17 protein-coding genes are annotated in these 16,778 nt (G+C 45.2%); 4 read left to right on the top strand and 13 right to left on the bottom strand.

The genetic code is table 11. From position 1 onward, the window contains the following. Window positions 1-147: 147 nt before the first annotated feature. From pyc to ACSW3C_RS16295, 3 genes are all read right to left on the bottom strand, one after another. The gene (gene pyc / locus ACSW3C_RS16305; protein ID WP_486563876.1) at window positions 148-3,585 is read right to left on the bottom strand and encodes a pyruvate carboxylase; all 3,438 of its coding nucleotides are present in this window, start codon (window positions 3,583-3,585) and stop codon (window positions 148-150) included. A gap of 7 nt (window positions 3,586-3,592) precedes the next feature. Further along, window positions 3,593-4,774, bottom strand: a complete 1,182-nt coding sequence (locus ACSW3C_RS16300) for an FtsW/RodA/SpoVE family cell cycle protein (RefSeq protein WP_486563869.1) — start codon at window positions 4,772-4,774, stop codon at window positions 3,593-3,595. A 61-nt stretch (window positions 4,775-4,835) separates the two neighbouring features. Continuing rightward, window positions 4,836-5,117 carry an Fpa/YlaN family protein gene (locus tag ACSW3C_RS16295; protein WP_238084326.1) on the bottom strand — a complete coding sequence of 94 codons (282 nt, stop codon included), beginning with the start codon at window positions 5,115-5,117 and terminating at the stop codon, window positions 4,836-4,838. Between the two features lie 179 nt (window positions 5,118-5,296). On the opposite strand from ACSW3C_RS16295, the gene ACSW3C_RS16290 reads away from it, so the two are divergent. Both ACSW3C_RS16290 and ACSW3C_RS16285 read left to right on the top strand, forming a co-directional pair. Beyond that, window positions 5,297-5,794, top strand: a complete 498-nt coding sequence (locus ACSW3C_RS16290; RefSeq protein WP_486563868.1) for a peptidyl-prolyl cis-trans isomerase — start codon at window positions 5,297-5,299, stop codon at window positions 5,792-5,794. Window positions 5,795-5,818: 24 nt separating this feature from the next. Then, window positions 5,819-6,022: a YlaI family protein gene (locus ACSW3C_RS16285; protein WP_486563867.1), complete on the top strand. Its 204-nt coding sequence runs from the start codon at window positions 5,819-5,821 to the stop codon at window positions 6,020-6,022. 20 nt (window positions 6,023-6,042) lie between these two features. Here the strand turns inward: ACSW3C_RS16285 and ACSW3C_RS16280 are convergent, their stop codons facing one another. Next, window positions 6,043-6,378, bottom strand: coding sequence for a YlaH-like family protein (locus ACSW3C_RS16280; protein ID WP_238079838.1), 336 nt, complete (start codon window positions 6,376-6,378; stop codon window positions 6,043-6,045). 66 nt (window positions 6,379-6,444) lie between these two features. Beyond that, window positions 6,445-8,286: a translational GTPase TypA gene (typA, locus tag ACSW3C_RS16275; protein WP_486563866.1), complete on the bottom strand. Its 1,842-nt coding sequence runs from the start codon at window positions 8,284-8,286 to the stop codon at window positions 6,445-6,447. A 98-nt stretch (window positions 8,287-8,384) separates the two neighbouring features. Here typA and ACSW3C_RS16270 point away from each other — a divergent pair, with 98 nt between their 5' ends. After that, window positions 8,385-8,570: a YlaF family protein gene (locus ACSW3C_RS16270; RefSeq protein WP_207962262.1), complete on the top strand. Its 186-nt coding sequence runs from the start codon at window positions 8,385-8,387 to the stop codon at window positions 8,568-8,570. Between the two features lie 95 nt (window positions 8,571-8,665). On the opposite strand, the gene ACSW3C_RS16265 is transcribed toward ACSW3C_RS16270, so the two are convergent. Next, window positions 8,666-9,457, bottom strand: coding sequence for an inositol monophosphatase family protein (locus tag ACSW3C_RS16265; protein WP_486563865.1), 792 nt, complete (start codon window positions 9,455-9,457; stop codon window positions 8,666-8,668). Between the two features lie 274 nt (window positions 9,458-9,731). Beyond that, window positions 9,732-9,929: a hypothetical protein gene (locus ACSW3C_RS16260; protein ID WP_486563864.1), complete on the bottom strand. Its 198-nt coding sequence runs from the start codon at window positions 9,927-9,929 to the stop codon at window positions 9,732-9,734. A gap of 157 nt (window positions 9,930-10,086) precedes the next feature. Between ACSW3C_RS16260 and ACSW3C_RS16255 the strand changes: the two genes are divergently transcribed. After that, window positions 10,087-10,719, top strand: a complete 633-nt coding sequence (locus ACSW3C_RS16255) for a YktB family protein (protein WP_486563863.1) — start codon at window positions 10,087-10,089, stop codon at window positions 10,717-10,719. A gap of 36 nt (window positions 10,720-10,755) precedes the next feature. Here ACSW3C_RS16255 and ACSW3C_RS16250 read toward each other — a convergent pair whose 3' ends face one another. The 6 genes from ACSW3C_RS16250 to ACSW3C_RS16225 form a co-directional block, all read right to left on the bottom strand. Next, window positions 10,756-11,028, bottom strand: a complete 273-nt coding sequence (locus tag ACSW3C_RS16250; RefSeq protein WP_486563862.1) for a UPF0223 family protein — start codon at window positions 11,026-11,028, stop codon at window positions 10,756-10,758. 1 nt (window position 11,029) lies between these two features. Then, complete coding sequence (locus ACSW3C_RS16245) at window positions 11,030-12,001, bottom strand: NAD(P)H-dependent flavin oxidoreductase (protein WP_486563860.1); 972 nt, start codon at window positions 11,999-12,001, stop codon at window positions 11,030-11,032. After that, window positions 12,001-12,849, bottom strand: coding sequence for a polysaccharide deacetylase family protein (locus ACSW3C_RS16240; RefSeq protein WP_486563859.1), 849 nt, complete (start codon window positions 12,847-12,849; stop codon window positions 12,001-12,003). The genes ACSW3C_RS16245 and ACSW3C_RS16240 overlap by 1 nt, the downstream gene beginning before the upstream one ends. A 160-nt stretch (window positions 12,850-13,009) precedes the next feature. Further along, window positions 13,010-14,422, bottom strand: coding sequence for a dihydrolipoyl dehydrogenase (gene lpdA / locus ACSW3C_RS16235; RefSeq protein ID WP_486563858.1), 1,413 nt, complete (start codon window positions 14,420-14,422; stop codon window positions 13,010-13,012). A 4-nt stretch (window positions 14,423-14,426) separates the two neighbouring features. Continuing rightward, the gene (locus tag ACSW3C_RS16230) at window positions 14,427-15,764 is read right to left on the bottom strand and encodes a dihydrolipoamide acetyltransferase family protein (protein ID WP_486563856.1); all 1,338 of its coding nucleotides are present in this window, start codon (window positions 15,762-15,764) and stop codon (window positions 14,427-14,429) included. Window positions 15,765-15,800: 36 nt separating this feature from the next. Continuing rightward, a complete protein-coding gene (locus tag ACSW3C_RS16225) occupies window positions 15,801-16,778 on the bottom strand; it encodes an alpha-ketoacid dehydrogenase subunit beta (RefSeq protein WP_486563855.1) in 978 nt (325 codons plus the stop codon).

Below are 16,778 nucleotides of genomic sequence, written 5' to 3'. Positions count from 1 at the left end.
AATTATCGAGCACTTCCCGAACGGCTGGCATGAAGGTATCAATCACACATCCAAGCAGCTCTTTCTGTCAATAGAAAAAGACGGAGAAAAACAACTTGTTTTTCTCCGCCCGTTTCATACATACACTTATGAAGTTGCTCTTGTTACTTAGTGTTCCAATTCAAGCAGCAAGTCGCCTGTCGAGATGGCTTCGCCTGCTCCGACGTGGATGGCTTTGACGGTGCCCGCGAACGGCGCTTGGATAGTTGTCTCCATCTTCATTGCTTCGGTGATGAGCAAGTGTTCTCCCCTCTTCACCTTTGCGCCTGCCGAGACGGCCACTTTTAGCACAGTGCCCGGCATTGTCGCCGCAATATGGGTATCATTCGATGGATCCGCTTTCTGCTTGCGCACGACGTCCGCTTCCACGCTCATGTCTTGGATCAGCACTTCACGCGGCTGGCCGTTCATTTCGAAATAGATGATCCGTGTGCCGTCGGACTGTGGTTCACCGATGGATACCAGCTTGACGATCAGCGTTTTCCCGCGTTCAATTTCCACTTCGATTTCCTGGCCGAGACGCATTCCGAATAAAAACTCTGGTGTGCTGATGACTGATACATCGCCGAACTGTTTTTTCACTACAGAGTACTCTTCAAATACTTTTGGATATAATGCATAGGCAAGTGCATCCTGCATCGTTGCCTGCCCATCCACCAAGCCCTCCAGTTTTTGCTTGATTGATTCAAAATCAACATCATCCAGTAGTTCACCCGGCCGCACGGTGATCGGCTTTCTTTCTTTCAAGACGATGCGCTGTAATTCTTCCGGGAATCCGCCATATGGCTGTCCGATATACCCTTCAAAGAATTCGATGACCGATTCAGGGAAGTCGATTGATACCCCTCTCGTGATGACAGTTTCCTCATCCAGCTGATTCTGTACCATAAACAACGCCATATCCCCGACTACTTTAGAAGAAGGCGTTACTTTCACGACATCGCCAAACAGCAAATTTACGCGGGAATACATCTCTTTAACTTCTTCCCATCGTTCGCCAAGACCAACTGCTTTCGCCTGTTGCTGTAAGTTGGAATATTGGCCTCCCGGCATTTCGTGTACATAGATTTCTGAGTGCGGACTGATCATGCCACTTTCAAAATGCTGATAATACTTTCGTACATCTTCCCAATAATACGACAAATCTTCCAGTGCTTTCACGTCTGCCCGAATGTTCCGCTTGCCATATTGCAAGGCGTAGAATAAAGAGCTCGCGGAAGGCTGGGATGTCAGGCCGGCCATGGCTCCAAGTGCTGTATCGACAATATCGACACCAGCTTCGATCGCTCTGGCATACATGTAAATTCCATTGCCGCTCGTATCATGAGAATGAAGATGGATCGGGATAGAAATGCTATCTTTTAATTCTGAAATCAAACGATAAGCTGCTTCTGGCTTTAACAATCCGGCCATATCTTTGATTGCCAGTATATGGGCTCCCGTTGCTTCCAATTCCTTCGCCATCTTCTTATAATAATCCACAGTATATTTCGCTCTGGATTCATCCAACAGGTCGCCTGTATAACAGAGAGCTGCCTCTGCAACCTTACCTGCGTCCCTCGTCGCTTCAATGGCCACTTCCATTCCTTTAATCCAGTTAAGGCTGTCAAATATGCGGAAGACATCGATTCCCGCCTCTGCTGCATTTTTGACAAATTCACGGATGACATTGTCCGGATAGTTGGAATAGCCTACCGCATTAGCTCCACGGAACAGCATTTGGAACAATACATTCGGAATTTGTTTCCGCAACTTTTCCAGCCTGTCCCATGGATCCTCTTTTAAGAATCGATAAGCGACATCAAACGTGGCGCCTCCCCACATCTCATAGGAAAACAGATCGGGCATTAGCCGTGCAGATTCAGATGCGATGTTAAGCAGATCTGATGTCCGCACTCGCGTTGCTAGGAGGGATTGATGGGCATCCCTGAAAGTCGTATCTGTCAGCAACACATCGTTTTGGCTTTTCACCCACTCGATCAGTCCGTCCGCACCCCGCTCGTCTAGGATTTGCTTTGTCCCTGGGGTTGGCGGAGCCGATAAATCGACTGCCGGTTTACGAACCGGATGGAATACCGGTTTGGATTGTTTTCCGATTCCTGGAAAACCGTTTACGGTTACATTCCCCAAATAATTTAGTAGCTTGGTGCCTCGATCAAGACGAACCGGGAACTCAAACAATTCCGGCGTGCTGTCAATGAATCCTGTATCATAATTGCCTGTCAGGAAGCTTTCATGCCGCACGACATTTTCAAGGAACGGAATGTTCGTTTTAATACCGCGGATACGGAACTCCTGCAGATTGCGGTCCATTTTAGCTGCCGCATCCCTGAATGTCGTACCCCATGTCGAGACTTTCACTAACAAGGAATCATAATAAGGCGTTATGACAGCCCCTTGGAAACCATTTCCGGCGTCTAGCCTAACCCCGAATCCACCGCCTGACCGGTACACCATCAATTTACCTGTATCCGGCATGAAATCGTTCAATGGATCTTCTGTCGTCACGCGAGATTGAATTGCATAGCCAAACAGCGGAATTTCATCCTGCTTTGGCACTGCGGCTTTCCCCTCATGCAAATCACTGCCATTCGCGATATGGATTTGCGCATGGACAATATCGACGCCTGTCACCATTTCTGTAATGGTGTGCTCCACTTGTATTCGCGGGTTTACCTCAATAAAATAAAAATTGCCATCCGACACGAGGAATTCGACTGTTCCGGCATTGATATATGAAACATTTTTCATCAATACGACAGCTGCCTCACAAATCGCTTTTCTTAATTCATCTTCAAGTGAGATGGATGGTGCGATTTCGACGACTTTTTGATGACGCCGCTGAATCGAACAATCCCGTTCATAAAGGTGGACGACATTTCCATATGTATCACCTATGATTTGAACTTCAATATGCTTTGGTTTGTTAATATACTTTTCCACATACACTTCATCCGAGCCAAACGCAGATTTTGCTTCCGACCTGGCACGCTCATATGCTTCCGCAACTTCACCGGCGTCGTGGACAATTCTCATTCCACGTCCTCCGCCTCCAAGGGAAGCTTTTATGATGATCGGATACCCGTATTTCTCACCGAAAGAACTGACTTCTTCCATCGATTTCACTGGTCCGTCACTGCCAGGTATGACGGGAATGCCTGCGCGAATTGCCTGTTCCCGCGCTTTGACCTTATCGCCAAACATATCAAGATGCTCTGATTTAGGACCGATGAATATGATGCCTTCCTCTTCAAGGCGCTTAGCAAACTGAACGTTTTCAGCCAGAAAGCCGTACCCTGGATGAACAGCATTGGCACCACATTCCTTTGCGATTTGGATGATTCCTTCAATATCCAAATACGCATCAATCGGTTTTTTCCCCTCGCCGACCAAATAGGACTCATCAGCCTTGTAACGATGGAAAGAACCTCTGTCTTCGGCAGAATAAATGCCGACAGTCGGTATTTTCAGCTCTGTACAAGCACGAAAAATACGGATGGCGATTTCGCCTCTGTTTGCTACGAGAATTTTCTTGATTTCTCCCATTTCCACTTCAGGCACTCCCTTTACTAGTATTCTTTTTGTATTTTACGAACATTGACACATTCATCAATATTCCTAAAGCTAAAGATAACAGAATAATTGAAGTTCCGCCATAACTAATAAACGGGAGCGGCACACCTGTCAGTGGAATTAAGCCGGTTAGCCCCCCAATATTGACAAATGTCTGAATGCCGATGACACTGCCAATCCCTGCAGCAAGCATCCTTGCTTGCGGATCCTTTGTGCGCATGGCAATGAATAGCGCACGCAGCACAATAAATCCTAATCCCCCAATAACGATAAACGTTCCAAGAATACCTGTTTCTTCTGAAATGACGGCCATGATGACATCCGTCTGCGGCTCAGGCAAATAACCGAGTTTTTGAATCGAATTCCCCAATCCGAGCCCTTTCACTCCACCTGTTCCGATAGCGATATACCCATTTGCAATTTGATAGCCAGATCCCTGCATATAGTCAAACGGATTCAAGAAAGATAGGATCCGCCCTTTCCGGCCAGGAGTCATAATGGTATCCCATGCCAAGAAAATGCCAATGGCCATTGGAATCATTGCCAAGCCAATATAACCGCATATTTTCCCAAAGGTCCGTACTTTAATGCCGCTGGAAGCCAGCACCGCCAAAGCTGCCATGAGAATGATAAAAGAGGTACCGATGTCCGTTTCCGTCATGATGGAACCGACCGCTAGAATCAAAATGAATACCGGTGGAGCAATTGATCTATTAATATCATCTATCGTTCCAGCTTCATATTTTTTCGCAAAAACGCTCGCAAAATAAATGATGATAACAAGCTTGGCCACTTCCGATGGTTGAATACTACCTAGCTTAGGCAGTTGGATCCAGCTTTGCGCTCCGACGTCCCCACCATATCCAATGAAATGGACTAAGATTAACAGGAAAAACATGATAACGACAGAGGAGACCATGAACCCTTTCCTTTTATAATTTTGGAACGGGAAAAAGGCGGCAACAAAAAAAGCAATGCCCGCAATTGTAAGGTTAATAAGCTGCTTTCTGTAGAAATAATCCGGAGCATATCCATACTTATTCACCGCCCAAGCCATACTGGAGCTGTAAATCATGACAAGACCGAACGAACAGAGCAGCACATATGTAAAAAATAATGGAAAATCGAAGTTCTTAATCATTCTTTTAACGTAATTTTTCATGGCAATTCCCCGTTTTCATTAAATAAAAAACTCAAACCTTTAACGAGTTTGAGTCTTACGTCTATTTGTCTGTATATAATTCATGCAAGACATTCATTTCTTTTTCAAGCAAGGAGAGGATTTCCTTTCCTTTTTCGCGTTCGATCAAGCCCAACTTGACAGCGAAATCAATCTCTCTAGATAACCCGTACATTTGCGTATCCAACACTTCTTCATAAAGTGGGCATTGAGGCATCGTCAAATGATCCATCTGCACTTTGATGAGTTGAGCGATCTTCTCGGCATCTGCCTGAAGTTGTTTCAAAGCTTTCTCCTGATATGTCTCTCGCACTTCTATATCCATGAGGACGCCCCCATTCACCTATTATTCCATCATGGTGACCATACGTAAATTGTATCTTTTGATAAGATAAAATGCAAGTGTTTCCCTTGGTCGATGGGAATGGTAAATGACTTTCCTCCGATGAAATAAAGCGTTATACTTACATTATGACGCTTTTATTATGTAGGAGGTTCTGTGAAGTGGAAACAATTATCCCTGTAACAGGAAATGTTAAATTTAGTATCACGTTAGATCCGACCGTATGGATTTTTGACGATAGAAGACTCGATCTTGATACATTTTTTACTGATCAGCATGTAGAACGGGACGAAATGGAAGAGTATAAAGAAGCGATGGGCAAGCATTGGTCCCGCGAAATTATGGAAGGGGCTACGTTCCCCCCTACTTTAAAGACTGAGAAGAAATACGAGAAGCAAAAAATGCTGACAGGCACATTCGGCATGCTGCTTGAACCTTTCATTAAAAACGCCGAACCAGGGGAAAACGCCACTACGTTTTCATTTGTAACTGGTGATGGGGAGCATACTTTTCCTCTCAAGGATGCGGTAGATATGATTCTTCAATACAGTATTGAAGGAAAGCCGGTAAAAGAAGGTGGTCCCGTCTATGTGCTCTTCCGTGACGGATCGAATCTTGAGAACCCGATCAAGGATGTTACAGCTATCCGTGTGGATTAATACCAATTTGAAGGAGTTGAGGAGATGCGTGTAAAATGCGTCTTATGCGATGAAATCGGTCAACTACCGGATGATCTGCCGCTCGCAAAGAAGCTGCGCAACCATCCGATCAACACCTATATGTGTGACACCTGCCACGAGCGGATTGCAGATGAAACAAGCAAACGCCTGGCGACCGGCAACTTTACGTTCTACCGTAGCTCACATGTATCAGAAAAAGAATTTTAATAAGTAAAAAAAGGACTCTGTCAAGATACGACAGAGTCCTTTTTATGTTCATTGAGACGGCGCAGCCGATAAATAATCAGAATGAGCGCCGCCACAATCAATCCTTCTACTATAGGCAGGAAAATGGCGAAAAACGTTAAAACGATGCACCCTAAAAATAGGAAGCTATAGACAACGATATTTTGCCAAAACTTTATTTTCCTTGCGAATCCTAACTTATATACGATGGCGGAAAGGATGAAAACAACTGCGAACAACACAATTCCGGTCATGGATGACGATGTCAGTTCATAAATCATCCGCACAACTGGAGACATGGCTTCAATAGTTTCTGCATCCCCGATAGGACCATTCATATAGCACATTCCCTTCTAAACAAAGCGATTGTACGCATTCTTTTTACTAGCTTTGTCCATTATACCTCATTCACCGAGTTTTTTCTTTTTTTGTGCACGTTCCCGCTCGTTTTTATCAAGAATCTTCTTGCGCAAACGAATTGATTGCGGCGTCACTTCACAATATTCATCATCTCCGACATATTGCAAAGCTTCTTCCAAGGATAGAATCCGTGGTTTTTTCGTTGTGACCGTCTGATCTTTCGTAGCAGAACGAACGTTGGTTGCGTGCTTCACTTTGGTCAAGTTGATCGTCAAGTCATTGTCCCGGTTGTTTTCCCCTACAATCATGCCAGCGTAAATATCCGTTCCGGCTTCCACGAACATGACACCGCGGTCTTCCAGCTGCATGATTCCGTAACCTGTCACTGTTCCGTTCTCCATAGACACGAGAACCCCATGACGGCGACCGCCGACTCTTCCAGTAGCAAGTGGCTTATACGAATCAAATGTATGGTTAATGATTCCGTAACCTCTTGTCAGCGTCAAGAACTCGGTAGAATAACCGATCAATCCTCTCGCTGGAACGAGGAAGATCAGACGAACTTGACCGTTGCCGTTATTAATCATATCAAGCATTTCGCCTTTGCGTTCACCAATTGATTCGATGATCGAACCTGTATATTCTTCAGGTATGTCGATTTGCACACGCTCAACCGGTTCGCAGCGGACACCATCAATCGTTTTCACGATAACTTCCGGCTTCGATACTTGCAGTTCATATCCTTCACGTCGCATGTTTTCAATTAAGATGGAAAGATGCAACTCACCACGTCCAGATACGATCCATGCATCAGGAGAGTCAGTTGGGTCGACCCGCAGCGATACATCAGTCTGCAATTGCTGTTCCAGCCGCTCTTCTATCTTACGGGCAGTCACCCATTTCCCTTCCTTACCGGCAAACGGACTGTTATTCACTAGGAATGTCATCTGCAAAGTAGGCTCGTCCACGTGAAGTTCAGGCAATGCTTCCAAATGATCTACCGGGCAAACCGTTTCACCGACATCAATATCTTCCATGCCTGATACGGCAATGAGGTCTCCTGCAAACGCTTCTTGTATTTCAATCCGTTTCAAACCAAGGAATCCATACATTTTAGTAACGCGGAAATTCTTCGTCGATCCATCCCGTTTCAGGACTGATACTTGCTGGCCTACTTTCATCGTACCGCGGAAAACACGTCCAATCCCGATTCTACCTACATAGTCATTGTAGTCAAGAAGCGATACTTGGAACTGAAGTGGTTCTTCACGATTATCGACAGGCGCAGGGATGTGTTCCAAGATGGCATCAAACAGGACGCGCAGCGTCTCTTCTTGATCTGCCGGATTTGGCGAGAGGCTAGCTGTTCCATTAAAACCGGATGCATAGACGACAGGGAACTCAAGCTGCTCATCGTTCGCATCAAGTTCAATGAATAATTCAAGGACTTCATCGACAACTTCTTCCGGGCGGGCAAATTCGCGGTCGATTTTATTCACGACGACGATTGGCTTCAAATTAGTCTCTAACGCTTTTTTCAATACAAAACGCGTTTGCGGCATACAGCCTTCAAAGGAATCGACAACAAGGATGACTCCATCTACCATGCGGAGGATCCGTTCTACCTCGCCTCCGAAATCGGCATGTCCTGGTGTATCCAAGATATTGATTTTTGTATTGTTATATTCAATTCCCGTGTTCTTTGCTAGAATCGTAATTCCACGTTCCCGCTCTAAATCATTGGAATCCATTGCGCGTTCATCCACATGTTCATTCGAACGGAATATTCCTGATTGTCTTAGCAATTGGTCGACTAGTGTCGTTTTTCCGTGGTCAACGTGGGCAATAATTGCTATATTACGTAAATCATTACGAGATGTAGTCATAATTTCACTCCAATATTCTTTTTTCAGGTGATTAACTGTGTTATTATAGCACATGAGTACAAGATTAAAAAACATTTACTTTATGTGGAGGGTTTTTTTTGAATAATATAAAGTGGGTTTTCGTGCTTTATTCATTAGGCGCAGTCGCCGCTATGTGCGGAATTGGCGTTGCAGTCGGCATGCGTAGCATCCCCGTTGCCATTGTTGCTATACTCGCATTGATTTTCGTCATGGGAAACGGATTCAAGACGAAAAAGAAAATGCGTGAAAAAGGCTTATTATAAATCAAGATTATCAGTGCCCTTTCAAGTAAAGGACTGGCAGAGGATTCTTTCCTGCCAGTCCTTTTTCCGTCTATGTATGGAAGCGTGCCTGTTCTTTATTTCAAACGGATATGGTTTCGAAGCATGTTGTCATGCAATCCTGGACGCGCCACAATAAAAGTATCGGTTCCAAGCAGATGAGGCGTTTCCCCTTTCAGGTTCGTCGCCACCGCTCCGACCTCCTGTGCAATTACCATGCCTCCTGCGATATCCCATGGAGCAAGCCGCATGGACACATAGGCGTCAATTCTGCCAGAAGCCACATAAGCAAGCTCTATGGCAGCGGAACCATAAGAACGGGTGCCTCTGCATTTTGCAACAAGTTCAATGAGCGGTTCATGCTCTACCCTGCGATTCGGCACGACCCAACTGGCATTGATGCCAATTACCGCTTCTTCCAGCGGCGTCACTTCCAGCAGAGGAAGTCTCTCGTCGTTGTAGTATGCCCCCTCTCCCTTGACGGCATGGTAAAAATCATCCGCCATGACATCATAAATATACCCGAGCATCCCTACCCCGTCTTTGTATATTCCAAGTGAGATGGCAAAATTCTTTTTTTGGTGAATAAAATTCATCGTTCCATCTATGGGATCTAGGAGCCATACGACACCATCAAGTGAGTGAATTCGGTCTCCAAATCCTTCTTCACCAAAAATTTTATGGTCAGGAAAAGCATCTCGAATTCGTTTAATAAAAAATCGTTCCACTTCTTTATCAATATTTGTAACCAGATCATTGGCCTCCGCTTTCGACTCCACATCGATCTGGCTATAAAACGAAATGCGTATTTTATGTCCTGCTTCTCGAATAAGCGACTTTGCAAATCGATCAATATATCCTAAATTCATGTCTGCCCACCTCGTTTTCATTCAACATTTTGTCCAGTATACCATACATCTCCATCATCTCTGAAAGCCGGGCTCACACTGCGGCGTCCGATTCATTGATCGTCAATTTCAACTAAGGATCAATCCGCTACCTGTTCTAAATTCATTTCCGTTGACAGAGCTCTTTTTTCTAATTAGATTGGATACGACCGGACGCAAAAAAAGGCAACCGTTCACAACATCTTCCTTTCAGAAGAGCGTGGACAGAAGCCTTTTTTCGGGTAGCAATATTCGGTTACGCAAAAGCATTGAATGTCTCCAGCTCGCCGTGAATTTCAGTCAATCTTTTCTTGCTTCTGCCGATTTGCTTCGTATCATTTTCCTGTACAGCATCGTAAAGAGTAGCCAATTCATAATCAAGTTCCAACTGAAGCAAATTGACATATTCCTTTTCAATTTCAGCTTTTCGTATAATATGGACCACTTGTTTCATGTTCAACACTCCTTTATGAAGTATAGTTTTCCGTGCTTATCACTTACTATAAAGTATGCCGCCGTTTTTACTTTTGTTAGTTATAAGCCTTCTTGTATTAGATTGTTCCCCAATTTTTGATACGATAAACGTGGAATAAACGAATGGAGGAATTAAATTGGCAACAACTACAAGCTATTGGACACCGGATGATTTTAATGTGTTCACCATTGAAGGGCTCGAGCATCGCATGACCGCACTTCAAACAAAAATCCAGCCAAAATTTAACGAACTCGGAGAGGAATTCGCTTCCCAGCTGTCATCGCATGGAAAAGGCGAGTTTTTTCCTCATGTTGCAAAACACGCCAGAAGAACGGTGAATCCGCCGAAAGACAGCTGGGTTGCATTTGCTCCCGCCAAACGTGGCTACAAGGCGCTTCCACATTTTCAAATTGGTTTATGGAATACTCACCTGTTCATTATACTAGCCGTCATTTATGAAAACCCTGATAAAAAAGGGATTGCAGAAAGGCTGCAAGCCAATAAGAAGGTTCTGACCGCTTTGCCTGATACATATATCATTTCGGGAGACCATATGAAACCGGAAGCCCAAACAATGAAAGAAGCAGGAGAGGCTGGAATTGAAGCGTTACTGGAAAGGCTTCAAACGGTGAAGAAGGCGGAATTTCTAGTCGGGAGGCATATCCCACGTGAAGAGGCTGTCACCTACTCAAAAGAAGAATTTATGGATTTGACCCGGCAGACCATAAACAAATTGCTCCCTGTATATGATGTAATTGTTGGTGGATAATAAAAAGAGTGCAGCTTGCGCAGCACTCTTTTTATATTATGATCCTGAAATGGAGTCACCATCATTCGCTTCTTTGGCAAGTTTGACGATCCGGTAACTGCTAAGGCCGCTTGCTTCTTCAAATTCCTTAAACAGCGTCTTCTCCTCCGCCATCGAGGGGACAACCCCCTTAAATTGACGGTAGGCTTGCATGAATTCTTCACGTTTCACTTTTGTCTCGTATGCTTTTTCAATCATTTCAAAAAAAGAAACTACCTCAATAATCTCTTGTGTCGACCAATCATGCCGTATCGGATAACTGTATTCCATCTTAGCACTCTCCTTCATTACCCCATCTTTTCCTTATTTCTGTTGCCTCACACACCATCCGGCCAAATAACTCCTGTACGGTTGGGATATCTTTAATTAATCCAGCGACTTGCCCGGCCCAGCCGAATCCTTGCTCTGGATCGCCTTCATGGATAAATCTCCGGTTCGCTTCACCGCTAATATATGGTTTTAGACCCTCATATCCGGCGGATTCTGACTCGAGCCGTAAAATTTTCTCCGTCCATGGCCCCTTTAACGCACGAGCAGGTGCTCCAAGTGACCGTTTGATAATGGCAGTACCTGTTTCAGCACTTTGTACCACTGCCTCCTGATACGCTTTTGACGCATGGACACACTCCTTTGTGGCAATGAACCGCGTTCCCATCTCAATGCCTTCCGCGCCAAGGGCATGTGCGGCCATCCAGCCTCTTCCGTCCCCAATTCCTCCGGAAGCGATAACAGGGATTTTGACACTGTCGACAACTTGCGGCACTAGCACCATAGTGCCAATATCATCTCTGCCTAGATGTCCGCCGCCTTCCTGCCCAACGACCATCACAGCATCAGCACCAAGCTCTTCAGCTTTCACAGCCTGCCTCTTAGCTGCGACAAGCACCAGCTTCTTCACGGACGTCCCTTGAAGCATGTCAAAGAAAGGAGCGGGATTGCCTCCTGTTACTGACATGATGCCAACACCTTCATCCAAGGCGGCTTCGACCATATGCTCAAACGGCCTTCCGTGTTGTCCGATAGCAAAGTTCACACCAAATGGCTTGTCTGTCAGCTGCTTCACTTTCTTGATTTGTTGCCGAAGAAGCTCAGGGGATTCCAAGCTCATCGCCGTAATCTGTCCAAGCCCGCCAGCGCTTGAAACAGCCGAAGCCAGCTCGGAATATGCCAAATATGCCAATCCCCCTTGAATGATCGGCAGCTCGATACCTAACATGTCGGTCACTCGAGTTTTCCATTTCATCACTCATCCCCCACTCCCTGTATAGTCTTCGGATCGACAAAGTCATACCCTTTGTTGCGCAATCCTGTAATAATCTCTTCTAAAGCATCAGCCGTCCAGTCACGATCATGCATCAACAGATTCGCGCCATTCCGCAGATACTCAGTGTTCACCATAATATCAGCAATCTTCTCTTTGGACATATACTCTTTTTCAAAATCATATCCATACGACCAGTTCATCAGGAGCATCCCCTCCTGTTTCGCTAATGCACGGCTGAAATCGGTATTGGCACCGAAAGGAGCTCTGAAAAATACGGGCCGTTCCCCTGTAATCGCTTCGACATCATCATTGACTGAAACAATTTCCTCGCGCTGCTCCTCTTCAGAGAGCTCTTTCAGATTTGCATGGGTTTTAGTATGATTGCCTATCGAGAACCCCATATCATATAGTTCTTTTACTACCTTCTTCTTTTCCTCCGTTTGCAGGAAATGTCCATTGACAAAGAATATCGCAGGCGCATCCATCTTTTGAAGCGTCTTGGCAATGTCTAGCGCTCGTTTGTCAGGAGCATCGTCGAAGGTAAGCAGAACCACTTTCGGATCTGCCTCATCGATCGGCACAACTGAGTACACCTCATTTAATTTATATAAAGGTGCTGCAGGTTGTGTTTCTTCAATCTCTGTTCCTGAAGTTTCTTCCACTTCCTCATCCGGTTCTTCCGTTTCCTTCTTTTCTCCTTCATTTTGTCCTTGTGAGGATGAAAGATTGCCATTCTCGTTCTTCTCCACTTTATCATCCGAAGAATGCGAACAACCTGCTATCACTAGAATCAAACTGGTGAATATGTATACCAAAAATTTATTCATAGTCTCCTCCTTTTTCTTCATCCTATCATGTGAAAAACGACAACTCCACTCATAGGTGTTCCAGTTTTTCTATATCTCTATCCTATGGAGATACAGCAATTTTTTGCTATGTAAATAAAGACAAAAAACCCGGAAAGGATCTCCTTTCCGGGTTGGAGTATTACTTTGTAATCATGTGAATCGGTTTGCCAAGCGCAACTTCTGCTGCTTCCATGGAAATTTCTCCAAGGGTAGGATGCGCATGGATAGTCATTGCAATGTCTTCAAGCGTCATGCCAGCTTCAATCGCAAGACCTAGTTCAGCGATCATATCTGATGCATTCGATCCTACGATTTGAGCACCGATTAATAGACCGTCTTCTTTACGCGCTACAAGTTTCACAAAACCATCTGTTTCATTTAAAGAGAGCGCGCGGCCATTCGCTGCAAATGGGAATTTGCCTGCGACTACGTCGAATCCTTCGTCTTTCGCCTGTTGCTCGTTATAGCCGACTGTCGCAAGTTCAGGATCTGTGAAGCAAACAGCTGGAATAGCTAAGTAATCAACTTCGGATTTTTCACCTGAAATCGCTTCAGCTGCAATTTTCGCTTCATAAGAAGCTTTATGTGCAAGCTGAGGGCCGGACACGATGTCCCCGATTGCGTAGATGTTCGGTACACTTGTACGGCATTGCTTATCAACGTCAATCAAGCCGCGTTCAAGGAATTTAACGCCCATTTCCTCAAGACCGATTTCATCCGTATTCGGACGTCTTCCAACTGTGACGAGTACATAATCCGCTTCGACTTTAACTTCTTCGCCTTTAGCTTCATACGTAACGACTACGCCGTTATCTGTCTCTTCAACGCCTTTTGCAGAAGCTTTGACAACAACTTCCACGCCTTTTTTCTTCAAGCCTTTTTTCACGATTTGAGTCATTTGTTTTTCAAATCCAGCAAGGATATCGTCCCCGCCTTCGATGATTGTCACTTGTGCCCCAAGATTCGCATATGCTGAACCAAGTTCAGTACCGATATAACCGCCGCCGATGACGACTAATTTTCCTGGTACTTCTTCCAAGCTCAAAGCGCCAGTAGAATTGATAACGCGTTTGGAGTACTTGAACGTCGGGATTTCAACCGGACGGGCACCAGTTGCGATGATCGCATTTTTAAACTTATATGTTTGTGCGGAATTCTCATCCATGACACGCACTGTGTTAGCATCTACAAAATATGCTTCACCTTTAACGATATCAACTTTATTGCCTTTGAGAAGTCCTTCTACACCGCCTGTCAATTTTTTGACAACGCTGTTTTTAAATTCTTGTGCTTTGGAGAAGTCCAATTTGACTTCCGTTGCTGTAATTCCCATGTCATCGGAACCTTTTGCGTGTTCAAAACGATGACCTACAGAAATCAATGCTTTCGATGGAATACAACCTACGTTCAAACAAACTCCACCGAGGGTGTCTTTCTCGACAATCGTCACTTTTTGACCTAATTGAGCTGCACGGATCGCAGCAACATATCCTCCGGGACCTGATCCTACGACGAGTGTATCCACTTCGATTGGAAAATCTCCTACTACCATTTGCTTACGCCTCCATTAATAAAAGTTCTGGATTACCGAGCAATTTTTTGATATGGTTCAAGGCTTGCTGACCTGTCACACCATCAATGACCCGATGATCGAATACCAATGATAATGCTAACATAGGTGCAGCTACAATTTCACCATTTTTTACAACAGGTTTTTCAGAAATGCGGCCAATTCCAAGGATTGCCACTTCCGGATGGTTAATAATCGGCGTGAACCATTGCCCGCCGGCAGAACCGATATTGGTAATGGAGCAGGAAGCCCCTTTCATCTCGCTTGGTGACAACTTGCCGTCTCTCGCCTTTTCAGCCAAGTGATTAATCTCTTCTGAGATGGCGAACACTGACTTGCGGTCCGCGTGCTTGATGACAGGAACAAGCAGTCCGCGATCTGTATCAGCTGCGATTCCGATATTGAAATAATGCTTTTGGATAATCTCTTCAGTTGCATCGTCCAAGGAAGCATTCAATTGCGGGAATTCACGCAACGTTGATACAAGTGCCTTCACAACATACGGAAGGTACGTCAGCTTAATGCCTTTTTCGGATGCGATTTCTTTGAACTTTTTGCGGTGCGCAACAAGCTCAGTGACATCCACTTCATCCAGCAAAGTGACATGGGGAGCCGTATGCTTCGAGTTGACCATCGCTTTAGCGATCGCTTTTCTCATGCCGGACATTTTTTCTCTTGTTTCAGGGAATTCACCTTCAAGTGCAACAGGTGCAGGAGCTGCTTTCGGCGATTCGGAAACAGCCTTTTCCTCTGCTGGCGCTTGTTGAGCCTCTTCAGGTTGCGCTGCGGCTTGTCCGCCATTGAGAAATGCCTCAACGTCTTCCTTCAAAATGCGGCCATTTTTGCCTGTTCCGTTTACTTGGTGAATATCCACGTCATGTTCGCGGGCAAATTTACGTACGGAAGGCATGGCAATGACACGCTGGTTCGGATCCTTTTCACGTTGGCCGTCACCAGAAATCGCAACACCGCTTTTCTTGTCAGCAGGTTGTTCTGTCTTTTCCTTGTCCAGCTCTTGGCCTGCTTCAGCAGTCGATTGGACCTGCGCTTCCGTTGTTTCCTCTGAACTTTGTTCGCTTTCATAACCAGGTGCATCAAATCGGATCAATACATCACCGACGACAGCGACCTTGCCTTCTTCCACTAGAATTTCTTCGACTGTTCCAGTTACCGGTGAAGGAATTTCAACTACAGCCTTATCGTTCTGGATTTCAAGAAGCGTATCGTCTTCATTGACCTGATCGCCTTTAGCGACAAACCACTTTACGACTTCGCCTTCATGAATCCCTTCTCCGATATCTGGCAAACGGAATTCATATGCCACAAGATTCACCCTTTCTCGATTTCATGGATTAACCAATTAGAATGTTAGAACTTTTTTAGCAGTTTCAATGATATCCTTCGAGTTAGGAAGCCAAGTGTTCTCCCCTTGTGCGAAAGGATAAATCGTATCAGGAGCCGCTACTCGCAAGACAGGAGCTTCCAGGCTCAAGATAGCCCGCTCTGTGATTTCAGCAACGACATTTGCTGCAATACCAGCTTGCTTTTGTGCTTCTTGGACAACAATTGCGCGATTTGTCTTTTCGACAGATGCCACGATCGTCTCAATATCAAGCGGCTGCACTGTACGAAGGTCGACTACTTCTACCGAATATCCTTCTTTCTCAAGTTCTTCGGCAGCTTTCAAACTTTCATGCACCATTGCACCGTAAGTGAAGATCGACAAGTCCTTACCTTCACGTTTCACGTCCGCTTTGCCAAGTGGAATCGTATATTCCTCTTCAGGCACTTCCTGTCTGAATGAACGGTATAGCTTCATATGCTCCAGGAAAATGACCGGGTTCTCATCGCGGATCGCCGAGATAAGAAGACCTTTTGCATCATATGGAGTGGAAGGAATGACTACTGTTAATCCAGGCTGAGAGGCAACCAGGCCTTCCAAGCTGTCAGCATGCATTTCAGGTGTTGCTACACCGCCGCCAAATGGAGAACGGATTGTAACAGGCGCATTGAATTTACCGCCTGTACGGAATGATTGGCGTGCTAGCTGGCCGCTGACAGAGTCAATCACTTCATAAAGGAAGCCGAAGAATTGGATTTCCATCACTGGACGGAAGCCAGTAAGCGTCAACCCGACAGCAAGACCTCCAATTCCTGATTCAGCTAACGGCGTATCAAAAACGCGTTCTTCGCCGAATTCTTTTTGAAGCCCTTCTGTTGCACGGAAAACGCCACCGTTTACCCCGACGTCTTCACCGAAGACGAGGACGTTTTCATCATTTTTAAGCTCCGTGCGCATCGCATCGGTAATCGCTTGAATCATCGTCATTTGTGCCAT

The sequence above is a fragment of the Sporosarcina sp. AD_1 genome, assembly GCF_057373025.1.
This window is presented reverse-complemented; position numbering and strand designations above follow the sequence as displayed.